We start from the raw sequence: 13,418 nt of genomic DNA, 5'->3' as shown, positions 1-13,418 counted from the left end.
GTATTGCAAAACGACAGTTCCGCTGCGGCGGGATAGACCTCTTCCTGGAGGGGCGAAGGGGCCTGCCAGTCAGCTTGGTCAGATGGATTCTGGGCGGTGGATGCTTTCGGCTCCCCCGTCGAGGAAGATGACCTGCCCGGTCACGTGCGTGTTCTCGGCACTGGTCAGCCAGGCCAGCAGTGCCGCTGGTGCTTCCGGTGGCGCAGCAGGGCCGTTCAAGGGTGAGGGGGCTCCGGCGTCGAGGATCTTGCGGCCCTCGGCGGTGGCCAGGACAGGGGCGGTCATCGGCGTCTTGATGACTCCGGGTGCGACTGCGTTCAGCGCGATGCCGGCGCCGGCCCACTCCGGGGTCGGGGCCTGGGCGCGGACCCACCGGGCTATGGCGTACTTCGAGGTCGTGTAGATGAAACTGCCGCCGGACGCGTTCACCGTCGTGCCGATCCGCTCGGCCTCCTTCAGCGCCCCGGGTTCGTCGTCGGCCATCAGGCGTTCGAAGAGTGCGTCGTCGGTCTCCTGGATGGCGGCGATCGAGGACACCACGACGGCGCGAGGAGCATCGGAACGGACCAGCAGGTGTCGAAGTCCCTCGACCGCGGCCTTCGCAGCGAAGTAGTTCACGCTGACGGTGATCGGGGCGGGAACGACGAGACCGGCGACGGCGATCACCGCGTCGACCCGGCCACCGCTCAGATTCGTGACCTGGTCGACGAGCGTTGCACGTCCCTCGGCGGTACTGAGGTCCGCGGTGACATCGGCGTCCCGAAGGTCGACGCCGATCACCGTCTGCCCTTCCGCGCGCAGCCGTTCGAGTGTTGCCTTGCCGATTCCCGACGCCGCGCCGGTGATCACCGTCGTCCTGGTCATGATGCTTCTCCTGTACGTGAAGTCTGGCTATTGGGGTCTAGGTATTGGGGGCTGGGTGCCGGTCTTCGGGCATGCTGTTGCCGCACATGGGGCTAAAAGTGCTCATAGGGCGGTCTTCACGAAGGCGCAGGAACCGCTCATTCGCCTGTCAGCCAGGCTTGGCGCTCGTGACCAGCCCAGCCAACTCATCCGGCCCTGTTGGGGCGGCCGATTGAGTGGATGGACGAAGTTTTCTAGGTGGCGGGGATCATCCAGCCGGTCTTATGGACGGCCTGCAGGACGGCCGCTGAGGAGTCATCAGCCAGGACGGCGCCACTGACCCATGCCGTGGCCAGCACGCCCAGGAACAGGTCACGACCCCGGACCCATTCCTGCGCACGGTTCTCGCGTTGCGCCGCAACGAGGAACCCTTCCGTGGCCGTGATGAAGTTCTCGCACGTCGTGGCCAGCGGTGAGGACTCCTCGAACAACGCGACACGCAGCGGTTCGGGCAGCCCGTCGAAAGCGGTCGAGTAGTCATAGAGCGCCTCCAACCACCGCTCCAGGGCGCGGGCAGTGTCCGGCTCGTCACGTTCGATCACATCGCGGCGGTCGAAGAGCTCGTCATACCGGGCCTGAAGCAGCGCAGCGATCAACGCTTCACGCGTGGGGAAGTGCCGGTACAACGTCCCCGGCCCCACACCAGCCCGCTTCGCGATCGTGTCCAGCGACCCCGAGACGCCCTCCTCGGAGAAGAACTCTTGGGCCACCTCGAGGATGTGCGATCGATTGCGTTCCTTGTCAGCACGCATCCGAGGGGCGCTTGTCCCTGCAGTCATGTCAGCTCCTTTGTCGACAAAACGGAGACTACCTCCTCTCTGCGGGAAGCAGCAAACCGACCGCGCCCCACCACTGCGCGACGCTCGGCAGGACGGTCACATTACGAAACGGAGACAGTCTCCTTGACGAGGACACGCCCCGGCCCGTAGCCTCACCGGGGAAGCGGAGTGTGACTCCGTATTGTGTTTTGTCTTACGAGAAGGGCCGAATCCGGCATGAGTCAACACCTGGACACCGCGGTGGCGGGGCCTCCCACACCTGCACCGGTGCGGGACCGCTTGAGCCCCGCTGAGGTCGTGGTCATCACCGTCCTGTCCTTGAGTGCCTTCGTGATGATCCTGAGCGAACTCGCGATGGGCGTGGCGCTGCCGCAGGTCATGGACGACCTCGAGGTGACCGCCAGTGTCGGGCAATGGCTCACTACCGCCTACGCGTTGACGATGGCCGTGATCATCCCCTCCTCGGGCTTCCTGATGCAGCGTTTCAGCTTGCGGACACTGTTCCTCGCGACCATGGGCCTGTTCACCCTCGGAACGGTCATCGCGGCGGTGGCACCGGGTTTCGAGCTCCTGCTCATCGGCCGCATCGTCCAGGCCATCGGAACAGCGGTCCTGCTGCCGATGCTCACGACCACCGCGATCCGCCTGGCACCCGAGGGTAGACGGGGCCAATTGATGGCGATCACCACCGCTGTCCCGGCCGTCGCCGGCGCGATCAGCCCCGCCATCTCCGGCATCGTCGTGGCGCAGCTGAGCTGGCGCTGGATCTTCCTGCTGGTCCTGCCGCTGGCGGTCCTCGCCCTGGTCCTGGGCGGCTGGAAAATCCGCAACCTCGACCCCACGACGGCGGTCAGGATCGACCTCCTCTCCCTCGTCCTCGCCGCGATCGGCTTCGGCGCCCTGCTCTACGGGCTCTCCACGATCGGTGAGTCCCACGGAGGCGCCTCACTGCTGATCGCCGGCGCAGCACTGGTTGCCGGGGTGCTGGGAACGGCAGCGTTCATCGCCCGGCAGTGGCGCCTGCAGCACCGAGACGCAGCCATGCTCGACATGCGCGTCTTCGCGCACCGCGACTTCAGCCTCTCCGCCGCCATCTTCCTGGCCATGGTGATGACCGCCTTCGGACTCAACGTCGTGTTCCCCCTCGTCCTGCAGAACGTCCTCGGACTAGGGGCACTCGAGACCGGGCTGCTCCTCATCCCGGGAGGGGCCGCGATCGCGATCACCGCGGCATCCGTCGGCCGCGTGTATGAGCGCGTGGGACCACGCCTGCTCGTGGTCTCCGGCGCTGTCATGGCAGCTGCCGGCTGGGCGCTGCTCAGTACCGCCACCCCGGGCACGGCCATCGGTATCCTCCTGGCCCTGCACCTGCTGATCAGCATCGGGCTCGCATTCATGTGGACACCACTGTTCACCCTCGCCATGGGCTCCCTGCCACGCCACCTCTACCCGCACGGCAGCGCCGCCCTGAACACCCTGCAGCAACTCGGCGGAGCCGCCGGCATCGCCGTCCTCATTACAGTCCTGACATGGGTGACCAATGCCCACAGTGCAGGTTCCGGCGTATCACTGGAAGGCATGCGGGCCGCGTTCATCGCCGCGCTGATCCTGACCCTGGCCTCAGCCGTCGGCGCCCTGCTGCTCCCCCGCCGCGCAGCAACTGTCCCCACAGACCTCCCGATAGGGCACTGACCGGACGATCCGACACAGGTACCGGCGCAGCCGTCGGCACAAAGAACTGGACGCGGAGATCCCCTCCGAAGATGAGTAAATGAGTGAATGAGTAAGGGTGAAGATGCAGGACGCAGTGAAGGATTCGACGGTTCAGCAAAGCAGCACAGGAGTCAACGCGGCTATCGTGCGGGCAGAGATCGGTGAGCCCACCGCTCAGGCCATGCGACGCGTGACAGGTGCCTTCCCAACCGGGATCAGTCTCGTCGCTGCCATCGTCGACGGACATCCCGTGGGTCTGCTGGCCAACTCGTTCACCTCCGTGTCCCTGGACCCGCCCCTCGTCTCGGTCAACGTCGCCCTGACCTCCACGACCTGGCCCGCTCTTCGCAACGCCACACGATGGGGCATCAGCATCCTCAGCGCCGGCCACGCCGACAAAGTCAGGATGCTCTCGCGCCCCTCAGCCGAACGCTTCACCGACATCGACTGGTACCAGACCGAGGACGGGGCGGTGCTACTCACCGGATCCTCCGCCACCTTCCAGGTCAGCCTCGAAACCGAAGTCCACGCCGGTGACCACGCCCTGGCCCTCCTACGGGTACACGGTCTACACCGAGACATGGACGCCAACCCCCTCGTGTTCTACGGCAGCCAACTCCGGCAGCTCGCCGCATAACCTCAGCACCAGCAGCGGGTGCACGATCCTTCACTGACCCCTCAGAACATCGACGATGACGGCGCCTTCCAGGCGTCGTGATCAGCTGTTGAGGTCGAAATCGAGATCCAAGCACTCCGGGCTGGAGAGCTCCCGCCATGCAGAGGTCACGCGCGCGCTGGGCAGGGTTGCAGCGATTGGCATCCGATCAACGGCAGCCAGCTGATCGAGGTCCAGCCTGGTGAGTGCGGCAATGTCGCGGATTGGCACTTGGAAAGTCCGGAACGGCCCCAACGGTGGCGCGTCATCCCCAACAGCGTCGGGCTTCGGTACATCGTCGAGGTCAGCGAGCTGCGGTGTCTGGTCCACGACGTACCCGGTCGCCGCCAAAGCACCTTCCTGCAGGAGGACGGCGACCTTGAAGTACCGCAACGGGATCTCCACACCCCGGTACACGGGGTCGACGTCGCTGAAAATGGGCCCGGTGAACACGATCAGGCGCCGGGCGTTATCCGCAGCGTTCTCCAGCAGGTATGACTCCATTCCCAGCCAAAGCTCCAGGCCCTGGTTGAACTTCGCCGCCTGCGGAGCAGCGTTCGTGTAGTGGAAGGTGTCCTCATTGGCCCGTTGGGCCTCTGCCCGGGTGTCGCCCCACACAGCCGATGCCCGCCGCACGAGGTGTCCGCGGTCGATGTCGTTGCGCGCGTAAACCCGCTCCCCCGTCTGCTGATCCTCCGGCAACCGCGGATCCAACCGCCACTGAATCCCCGACCGATCCAGGTCCATGAGCTTCGCCCCGTCGATACCAAGCGCCGTAATCGCCGCCAGCCGCTTATCCGGGCGCATCAACACCGAAAAGTGCGTATACGGAAGCAGGACCGTCTCAACCCTGGCCAGGGCCGGCACCGGCACCGGCACACCCAAAAACTGCTCGTCGAAGCCCCCGCGATCGTCGAGACTCGCGGCCGTGGCGGTGTGCGCGGTTTGGGGTGTGGGCAGGGTGGCGTCCATCCGGCGAAGCTACCAGCGACAGGTGACAACGCGATGAACGGTTGCTCCTAGACCGCCACCAAACCGGCCGCGACAATGACCAAACCACCGGCCAGCAGCAGGACCGCCACTGCAGCCCACACCGTAGCCAGCCCGCCTGCGATTTCCGGTTGCCGGTCCTCTCCGAGGTGGAATGCCTCCAACAAAACGTTCGCTTGGAAACGCCCGATGACATGCCGGCCACGATAGGCAGCCAAGGCCAAGAGCATCATGACAAGACCGGCGCCCACACGGACCTCACCTACAACAAGGGCACAGAGGCTACCTCTGGTCCGGCTCAGATGTGGGCGTACCCAAGCTCCACGGTTCCTCCGGCTCCATGGACTCCACAGCTTGAGCAGTGTCCACCTCCCACTGCTCCGAGGCCTCCGTCAGTGGAAGACGAACCGGGTTTCGATCGCCCTGATCATTGAACTCCGGGTAAGTCAGCGGCACATTCTCAGCGCTAGTCATCCGCCGATCCTACTCACCACCCCACACATCCGATATGGGGCTGCAGCTCGGCCCGCCAGGCGGCCCTGTGTCAGCCAAGCAGCAGCCCGACGTTGCACCAGGGTCTAGACCCTCCGCCGTTCGTGTTGCAAAACCCGAAAAGCGACCCTAGAACCACACCGTTTGAGCTGATTCGCACTGTGGCGTTGGGGTGTACCCAAACGCCACAGGTGTCCTACTCCTCACGAGTGGGATCCTCCGATGACATGTGGCCAAGAAGTGGGGTTGTGAGCTGAATGAATTCCTGATGGAAGTAATCGCTTTCGTACACGGCGCTCGTTTGTGACCAGTGCTCGGCCTCGAGGGTGGGCAGCATCCTGGTGATCGCGGACCGCAGGTAAACACCACGGCTTCGATTCGTTCGCTCCGCCAGGGCATCCAGACGCTTAATGATGTCAGCGGTCAGGCGCACGGACACCACATGGTTGGGCTGCTGAGGTGACTGCTTACGGGTAACCATGAGGACCTCCTCTCGTCAGTGGTAAACACTGTTTACTACTGACCGCCGACAGTCACGGCTAGGGGCATATGACCGTGCCAGCAAGCTCACCAGCTTTTGGAGCACCGCCACGCTCGTTGGCTCAGCTCCCGTTGTTACCGGCGGCATGCGTGGGCTCGTTCGGCTAGGGTGGTGGGCAAGCGGAGCATTCAAGCTCCTTCGTGGCTGACCGCATCTAAGCGTGAACCGCGCACCGGGCAGGATATGAGCCCGCCGGTTGCGACAAGTCCAGGGAAACCGACATGTCGAACTGCACGAAGATTTCTTATTCCAGTCGTCGAGCCGCCGAGTTGGCGATACGAGCAATAGCTCGGAAATATGTGGCTTGCGGCCGCACGAGCCCGAGGGGTGCGTATTTTTGTAGTGCGTGTCGGTGCTGGCACCTTACCTCCAAAGTAGGAATGCAAAACCCACCGTGGATGAAGTCACCAGCCCGACTCTGAACGTCGCCTATGCAGTGCGAAAGCTGAAAAAAATGATGGAACGATGAATTCTGAGAGCCATGTACTGCCTGATGTTCTTCAAGTCGGACTGAAAGCCGTCATCGTCGGCACCGCGGTAGGCGATACGAGCAAAATTCACGGAGCTTACTACGCTAATCCCAGTAATCACTTTTGGCGTCGGTTAGCAATGACAGGTCTGACGCCGAAGTTGCGCCCCGAGGAGTACCCAGCGCTCCTCACCTTCGGGCTTGGGCTAAGCGACCTGAACAAGACGCAAGCCAGCAGCACCAATGACGGTCTCACTTACGATCTCAGCGGTTTCGAGACTCGCATAGGCCCTTATGCTCCCGCGTGGATCGTCTTCAACAGCAAACGAGCCGCTGGCTCCTACCTAGGCGTCAGCGACCGACACGTGCACCGCGGTCAACAGGATTGGTTGATCGGCAACAGCCGTGTGTTCGTCGTTCCCGGCTCAAGCAACAACTGGGATGCGCGGGTGATCGATGGACGTATGACGCTGGACTGGTGGCAAGCAATGGCAAGAGATGAATCTGCGTCCTGAATCGGCGAGGCGAAGAAACTGATCAGACAACTTGCCGTGGCGCGCCCACCCCTCGGCCAGCTGGAATCACTCGATACCCTGAGAGCGGACGGTGTAGCGGACAGGAAACCTACTCTCAGGAGTTCCCGCTTTGATTACGCCACAGCAGCAACCGAAGGATTCTGGTAATGCCCCCCAAAGTGAAGGTGGACCTCGCCCCGTCCACCATGAAGGAACTCAAGGACACCTTGTGGAAGGCCGCGGACAAGCTACGCGGCTCCATGGATTCTTCCCAGTACAAGGACGTGATCCTCGGCCTGGTGTTCCTCAAATATGTATCGGATGCGTTCGAGGAACGCCGCGGACAGATTCAGTCCGAGTTGGAAGCGGACGGACTCAACGAAGAGCAGATCGCCCAGTTGATCGATGACGTGGACGAGTACACCGGCCGTGGCGTGTTCTGGGTATCAGAACGGGCACGCTGGACCTACCTAGCCGACAACGCCAAAGGCCTGCCCGCGATTGACGGCGATGAGCCCAAGTCCATCGGCCAGCTTATCGACGAGGCTATGGACCTGATCATGCGAGACAACATGTCCTTGGCGGCCACGCTTCCCCGCATTTATAACCGGGACAACGTGGACCAGCGCCGACTCGGTGAGCTGTTGGACCTGTTCAACTCTGCCCGTTTCACCGGCCAGGGAGTCAGTAAGGCCCGCGACCTGCTCGGCGAGGTGTACGAATACTTCCTGGAGAAGTTCGCTAAAGCTGAGGGGAAGCGAGGCGGCGAGTTTTATACCCCGGCCGGCGTTGTCCGTGTTCTGGTCGAGGTCCTCGAACCGCACCGCGGCCGTGTCTACGATCCCTGCTGCGGCTCCGGCGGCATGTTCGTCCAAGCAGAGAAATTCCTTGCCGCACACGACATGGAAGGCTCGGACATCTCGGTCTACGGTCAGGAGCTCAATGAGCGCACCTGGCGGATGGCGAAGATGAACCTCGCGATCCATGGCCTCAACGCAAACCTCGCCTCCCGCTGGGGAGACACCTTCGCTCGTGACCAACACCCCGAACTTACCGGCGACAACGGCGCGGATTTCATCATGGCCAACCCGCCGTTCAACATCAAGGACTGGGCTCGCTCCGAATCCGACCCCCGCTGGAAGTACGGCGTCCCCCCGGCGGGTAACGCGAACTACGCCTGGATCCAGCACATCATTTCCAAGCTCGCCCCCGGTGGCAGTGCAGGTGTGGTTATGGCCAATGGCTCCATGTCCTCCAACTCCGGCGGTGAAGGCGAAATTCGCGCCCAACTTGTCGAGGCCGACCTGGTTTCCTGCATGGTCGCCCTTCCTACTCAGCTCTTCCGCAGCACCGGCATTCCTGTCTGCACGTGGTTCTTCGCGAAGGACAAGACCGCGGGACCCCGCGGCTCCATTGACCGAACCGGGCAGGTGCTCTTCATCGACGCCCGTAATCTTGGCTCTATGGTGGACCGCGCCGAACGCGCCCTGTCAGACCACGACATCGCTAAGATTGCGGGCACCTATCACGCGTGGCGCGGCACGGCTTCCGCGGTGGATGCGGGCCTAACGTACGACAATGAGACCGGCTTCTGCTACTCGGCCTCGCTCGCGGAGATCAAGGCCGCGGACTACGCCCTAACGCCTGGGCGGTACGTCGGCGCCGTTGATGTCGAGGACGACGGCGAACCGATCGAGGAGAAGATCGCTCGGCTGTCGAAGGAGCTGCTCGAGCAGTTCGACGAGTCGGAGCGGTTGGCGGCGGTTGTGCGCCAGCAATTGGGGCGGGTTAATGTCTGAGTGGCCGAGACTAGCGCTCGTGGATCTAGTTCAAGATCGCCAGATTTCTTATGGAGTCGTGCAGCCAGGCAGTGACATGGTGGGCGGGGTCCCAATCGTACGGGTTAAAGACGTGCGCAATGGAGTTATCGATGCTTCTTCGCCCATCAGGGTCGCTGCCGAAATAGCGTCGAAGCATAGCCGTACCCAACTTTCTGGAGGGGAACTATTGCTGTCACTGGTCGGGACCGTGGGGGAATCGGCTGTTGCCCCACGGTCATTGACCGGCTGGAACGTCGCCCGAGCGATAGCGGTGATTCGTCCGACTGGCGTTAGTGCCCGATGGCTGCAGCTTTGCTTCGAATCGGCCCCAATAAAGTCGGAGATACTGGGCGTTCTCAACACCACGGTGCAGTCGACACTCAATCTCGCGGATCTTAAACGACTGCGAATTCCGGTGCCGCCAGCGGAAGTCCGCTCGGGAATCGAAGAAGTGCTGGGGGCCCTTGACGACAAGATCGCCGCCAATATCACGCTTTTCTCAAAAATCGACGCCCTAGCTCAATCTAACTTCAAGTCAATGATTATCGATGCAGCACTGCAGCCGCTGTCTTCGACAGCTCAGTTTGTGAATGGCAAAGCATTCACGAAGGGTGCTAGTGGAACTGGACGCGTTGTCATTCGCATCGCCGAACTTAACTCCGGCATCGGCGGGTCTACCGTATATAGCGACGCCGACGTGCCTGAACAGTACGTTGCTAATCCAGGAGATCTGTTGTTCGCGTGGTCGGGATCATTGACACTACATCGTTGGTTCCGTCCGGCAGCGATAATCAATCAACACATCTTTAAAGTCATCCCTAACGAGGGCTTCCCCGCATGGCTAGTGCATGAACTTCTCCGGGAGAAACTTGCCTACTTCAAGTCCGTTGCAGCGGACAAGGCAACCACTATGGGACACATCCAGCGCAAACACCTAGACGAACCCGTGCTTGTCCCGAAGCCAGACGTGATTGCTCAGCACAGCGACATGATGGAATCGCTGTGGAAGCTGAGCCTAAGCACTCAGGTGGAAAGCCTTCAACTCGCCGAAACCCGGGACACACTCCTTCCCCAGCTGATGTCCGGCAGGCTGCGGGTCAAGGATGCTGAGAGAGCGTTGGAGGACGCGGGAGTGTGAGCTAGACCCGATTCGAACTAAGCGCCGTCTCGGGCACCAAAGCAGGGCATGCAAGAAGGTCTCAGAACAATGCCAGGTTCATCAGGGGGAAGATCAATGACAGCAACACCTGCACTAGCTTTCTCGGAAGCCGACTGGGAGGGCATGGCGCTTGAGCTTTTGGCCGAGCCGCTCGGCTGGGAGCCGATGTCGGGGCAGGCTATCGCGCCCGGCACGGGCGAACGGGACACTTGGGACGAGCTGCTGATTCGTCCCCGGCTGCTCGCTGCCCTGCAGCGGTACAACCCAAAAGTGCCGGTGCAGTACCTACAGCAGGCCCTCGCTGAAATCGCTGCGCCAAAGTCAACCGACGCCATGTCCGAGAATCACCGGATCCACAACTACCTTGTGGGTGGCTACCGGTTGAGTTACATCGATGTCGATGGCAATGAGGCCAACCCGACGATTCACCTCCTGAGCGCCGACCCAGACCAGAACGACTGGCTCGCAGTCAATCAAGTCACCCTGGTGCAGGGCGATTACAACCGCCGCTTCGATGTCGTGCTCTACTGCAACGGCATGCCGGTCAGTGTGATCGAACTGAAAAAAGCCGGCAGTGCCACCGCGGACGTCGCCGCTGCTCACGCCCAGCTACAGACGTATTTGCGTGAGTTCCCCATGGCTTTTCGCTTCTGCGTGTTCACCCTCGCCTCCGACGGCATCCAAGCGAAGTACGGAACCCCGTTCACCCCTCTAAACCATTTCTCGCCCTGGAACGTCGACGACGACGGGTTACCTGTCCCTCCGGGTCATATGGAGGACGGCGAAGCCGTGACCGCCCTGGAGACATCCTTGCAGGGCCTCTATAACCAGGAACGTTTCCTGCAACTGGTCCGCAACTTCACCGCGTTCGACGAGGGCTCGGACGGCCTGTCCAAGCGCATCGCGAAGCCGCACCAGTACTTCGCAGTGACCAAGGCCGTGGGCAGCACTGTCCAAGCCGTTGAGAGTAACGGCAAGGCTGGCGTCGTCTGGCACACCCAGGGTTCCGGCAAGTCGATGGAGATGGAGCTCTACGCTAACTTGGTGGCACGCCACCCCAAGCTCCGGAACCCGACAGTCGTCGTCATCACGGACCGGAACGAGCTCAACGGCCAGCTCTTCGAAAGCTTCGACCGCAGCCTGCTGCTCGCCGAGTCCCCCCAGCAGGTCAAGAAACGCTCCGAGCTCCGCGAGGAGCTGAGCAACCGCACCACCGGTGGCATCTACTTCACGACGCTGCAGAAGTTCGGGCGCAGCAAGGCCGAGAAAGACGCCGGCGCGGACCACCCGCTGCTGTCTGACCGGCGGAACATTATTGTCGTCGTCGATGAGGCGCACCGTTCCCACTACGACGACCTCGACGGATATGCCCGACACCTCAGGGACGCCCTCCCGAACGCAACACTGATCGCGTTCACCGGGACACCAATCTCCTTTGATGACCGCAACACCCAGGACGTGTTCGGTGAATACATCGACATCTACGACCTCTCCCGCGCCGTCGAGGACGGCGCAACAGTGCCCGTGTACTTCGAACCACGTCTCATCCGGGTGGGACTGGCCGCGGAGGTCACGGAGGAGATCCTTGATCGGGCAGCCGACGAGGCAACAAAAGGACTCGAGCAAAGCGACCGGGCACGCATCGAAGCAAGCGTCGCCATCGTCAATGCTGTCTACGGGGCGCCAGAACGCATCGCGGCGCTGGCCGCTGATCTGGTCGCGCACTGGGAGAACCGCAGCGCCCGGATGGGCAAGTTCATCGAAGCCCCGGGAAAGGCAATGATCGTCGGCGGGACCCGCGAGATTTGCGCGAAGCTGTACACGGCGATCGTGGAACTACGCCCCGACTGGCATTCCACTGACCTGGCCAAAGGCAAGATCAAGGTCGTCTACTCCGGGGACGCCACCGACCAGCCCCCCGTCTCTGATCATGTGCGCCGCGACTCGGAGAACGCGGTCATCAAAGAACGGCTCAGGGACGTCGACGACGAACTGGAACTGGTGATCGTCAAAGACATGATGCTCACCGGCTACGACTCCCCTCCCCTGCACACCCTGTACCTGGACAGGCCGCTCAAGGGTGCACTGCTGATGCAGACCCTCGCACGGGTGAACCGCACATTCCGGGGCAAAAAGGATGGCCTGCTGGTGGCATACGCCCCGTTGGCAGAGAACCTTGCGAAGGCCCTCGGCGAGTACACGAAGGACGACCGGACGAACAAGCCGGTCGGTAAAAACGTCGATGAAGCTGTCGGCGTGACAGTCTCGCTCGTAGGCTCACTGCGCGAGCTGTTGGCCGGCTACAACTGGAAAGCCGTACTCACCAAGGGCGGACCGAAAGCATTCGTCAGCGCGGCAACCGGAGCAGCAAACTACCTGCGCAGCCCCGAAACGCCGGGAAACCAGCCGGCCGAGGGCGAAGAAACCCTCGGCTCCAAGTACCGGCGGTACTCCAGCCAGCTCTCCCGGGCATGGGCGCTCAGCTCAGGCTCCGAGACACTGGCCGAGCTGCGACCAGAGATCCAGGTATATGAGGAAACCCGCGTGTACATGGCGAAGTTCGACGCCGAGGCCAGACAAGCCAGCGGCGAGCCAGTACCAGAGGAAATTCAGCGTCTGCTTGGGAACCTCATTGCCACTGCCACATCCTCAGGTGAGGTCCTGGACATCTATGAGGCGGCCGGAATGCCAAAGCCGTCCCTGGATGACCTGACCCCCGAGTTCATCGCAAAGACGCAGCAGGCCCGGAACCCGCAACTGGCCATTGAAGCACTACGCAAACTCATCGCCGACGAATCCGCGAAGACCACGCGGAACAACGCCATCCGGCAGCGGGCGTTCTCCGAACGCATCACTGAGTTGATGAACAAGTACACCAACCAGCAGCTGACCTCCGCCCAGGTCATCGCCGAACTAGTAGAACTGGCCCGTGAGGTCGCGGCCGAAGGGAACCGGGGAGCACAGATCACACCCCCGCTGAACACGGACGAACTAGCCTTCTACGATGCTGTGTCGCAGAACGAGGCCGCTGTAGCGGTTCAGGGCGAGGGGAAACTAGCTGAGATCGCCCGTCAACTGGTCAACGTCATGCGGCGGGATGTACGCACGGACTGGACAGTGCGCGATGACGTCCGCGCGAAACTCCGCTCCTCCATCAAACGACTCTTGGTCATCAACGGGTACCCGCCGGACAAGCAGCCAGAGGCCATCAAACTCGTCATGGAGCAGATGGAATCCATGGCACCCCGGTTCGCGGAGGCACGAGCCTAACTACAGCGTGGACCACGCTGCGTGTCATCAAAATTGCCCGGCGCCGGAGGGTCCCGGATCGGTTCACGGCATACGCTGAGACTGGTCGGTGCTGTGCCGAGGAGCTTGTTAG

Annotated in this window: 11 protein-coding genes; 6 read left to right on the top strand and 5 right to left on the bottom strand. The window is 62.3% G+C overall.

Features of this window, described 5'->3' with window-relative positions; all coding sequences use genetic code 11:
* Positions 1–78: 78 nt before the first annotated feature.
* Together CI785_RS12360 and CI785_RS12355 are read right to left on the bottom strand one after the other, a co-directional pair.
* Entirely contained in the window at positions 79–864 is a 786-nt protein-coding gene (locus tag CI785_RS12360; RefSeq protein WP_105032392.1) for an SDR family oxidoreductase, read from the bottom strand.
* Positions 865–1,097: 233 nt separating this feature from the next.
* Positions 1,098–1,682 (bottom strand): TetR/AcrR family transcriptional regulator, encoded by a 585-nt coding sequence (locus tag CI785_RS12355; protein ID WP_105032391.1) that lies wholly within the window; start codon positions 1,680–1,682, stop codon positions 1,098–1,100.
* Positions 1,683–1,898: 216 nt separating this feature from the next.
* Here CI785_RS12355 and CI785_RS12350 point away from each other — a divergent pair, with 216 nt between their 5' ends.
* Both CI785_RS12350 and CI785_RS12345 read left to right on the top strand, forming a co-directional pair.
* Positions 1,899–3,374, top strand: coding sequence for a DHA2 family efflux MFS transporter permease subunit (locus CI785_RS12350; protein ID WP_105032390.1), 1,476 nt, complete (start codon positions 1,899–1,901; stop codon positions 3,372–3,374).
* A 103-nt stretch (positions 3,375–3,477) separates the two neighbouring features.
* Positions 3,478–4,032, top strand: coding sequence for a flavin reductase family protein (locus CI785_RS12345; RefSeq protein ID WP_170068240.1), 555 nt, complete (start codon positions 3,478–3,480; stop codon positions 4,030–4,032).
* An 81-nt stretch (positions 4,033–4,113) separates the two neighbouring features.
* Here CI785_RS12345 and CI785_RS12340 read toward each other — a convergent pair whose 3' ends face one another.
* From CI785_RS12340 to CI785_RS12325, 3 genes are all read right to left on the bottom strand, one after another.
* On the bottom strand, positions 4,114–5,022 hold the full coding sequence (locus CI785_RS12340) for a DNA/RNA non-specific endonuclease (protein WP_105032389.1): 909 nt from the start codon (positions 5,020–5,022) through the stop codon (positions 4,114–4,116).
* 47 nt (positions 5,023–5,069) lie between these two features.
* Positions 5,070–5,273 (bottom strand): hypothetical protein, encoded by a 204-nt coding sequence (locus CI785_RS12335; protein WP_205753628.1) that lies wholly within the window; start codon positions 5,271–5,273, stop codon positions 5,070–5,072.
* A 455-nt stretch (positions 5,274–5,728) separates the two neighbouring features.
* On the bottom strand, positions 5,729–6,013 hold the full coding sequence (locus CI785_RS12325; RefSeq protein WP_105032386.1) for a ribbon-helix-helix protein, CopG family: 285 nt from the start codon (positions 6,011–6,013) through the stop codon (positions 5,729–5,731).
* A gap of 525 nt (positions 6,014–6,538) precedes the next feature.
* On the opposite strand from CI785_RS12325, the gene CI785_RS16860 reads away from it, so the two are divergent.
* The 4 genes from CI785_RS16860 to CI785_RS12310 all read left to right on the top strand — a co-directional run bounded on the left by CI785_RS16860 (position 6,539) and on the right by CI785_RS12310 (position 13,306).
* Entirely contained in the window at positions 6,539–7,057 is a 519-nt protein-coding gene (locus tag CI785_RS16860) for a mismatch-specific DNA-glycosylase (protein ID WP_108724250.1), read from the top strand.
* 167 nt (positions 7,058–7,224) lie between these two features.
* Positions 7,225–8,856, top strand: a complete 1,632-nt coding sequence (locus tag CI785_RS12320; RefSeq protein ID WP_105032385.1) for a class I SAM-dependent DNA methyltransferase — start codon at positions 7,225–7,227, stop codon at positions 8,854–8,856.
* A gap of 19 nt (positions 8,857–8,875) precedes the next feature.
* On the top strand, positions 8,876–10,015 hold the full coding sequence (locus CI785_RS12315) for a restriction endonuclease subunit S (protein ID WP_157940255.1): 1,140 nt from the start codon (positions 8,876–8,878) through the stop codon (positions 10,013–10,015).
* A gap of 96 nt (positions 10,016–10,111) precedes the next feature.
* Positions 10,112–13,306 (top strand): type I restriction endonuclease subunit R, encoded by a 3,195-nt coding sequence (locus CI785_RS12310; RefSeq protein ID WP_105032383.1) that lies wholly within the window; start codon positions 10,112–10,114, stop codon positions 13,304–13,306.
* Positions 13,307–13,418 lie beyond the last annotated feature (112 nt).

Origin of the sequence: Arthrobacter ruber (assembly GCF_002954225.1) — a bacterium.
Taxonomy (GTDB): domain Bacteria; phylum Actinomycetota; class Actinomycetes; order Actinomycetales; family Micrococcaceae; genus Arthrobacter_D; species Arthrobacter_D ruber.
The sequence above is the reverse complement of the archived record's forward strand: the minus strand, read 5'-3'. Positions and strand labels throughout refer to the sequence as shown.

Excerpts from the sequence above, each read along its gene's own strand:
- CI785_RS12360 (WP_105032392.1), bottom strand. The coding sequence starts at position 864 with ATGACCAGGACGACGGTGATCACCGGCGCGGCGTCGGGAATCGGCAAG.
- CI785_RS12355 (WP_105032391.1), bottom strand. The coding sequence starts at position 1,682 with ATGACTGCAGGGACAAGCGCCCCTCGGATGCGTGCTGACAAGGAACGC.
- CI785_RS12350 (WP_105032390.1), top strand. The coding sequence starts at position 1,899 with ATGAGTCAACACCTGGACACCGCGGTGGCGGGGCCTCCCACACCTGCA.
- CI785_RS12345 (WP_170068240.1), top strand. The coding sequence starts at position 3,478 with ATGCAGGACGCAGTGAAGGATTCGACGGTTCAGCAAAGCAGCACAGGA.
- CI785_RS12340 (WP_105032389.1), bottom strand. The coding sequence starts at position 5,022 with ATGGACGCCACCCTGCCCACACCCCAAACCGCGCACACCGCCACGGCC.
- CI785_RS12335 (WP_205753628.1), bottom strand. The coding sequence starts at position 5,273 with ATGATGCTCTTGGCCTTGGCTGCCTATCGTGGCCGGCATGTCATCGGG.
- CI785_RS12325 (WP_105032386.1), bottom strand. The coding sequence starts at position 6,013 with ATGGTTACCCGTAAGCAGTCACCTCAGCAGCCCAACCATGTGGTGTCC.
- CI785_RS16860 (WP_108724250.1), top strand. The coding sequence starts at position 6,539 with ATGAATTCTGAGAGCCATGTACTGCCTGATGTTCTTCAAGTCGGACTG.
- CI785_RS12320 (WP_105032385.1), top strand. The coding sequence starts at position 7,225 with ATGCCCCCCAAAGTGAAGGTGGACCTCGCCCCGTCCACCATGAAGGAA.
- CI785_RS12310 (WP_105032383.1), top strand. The coding sequence starts at position 10,112 with ATGACAGCAACACCTGCACTAGCTTTCTCGGAAGCCGACTGGGAGGGC.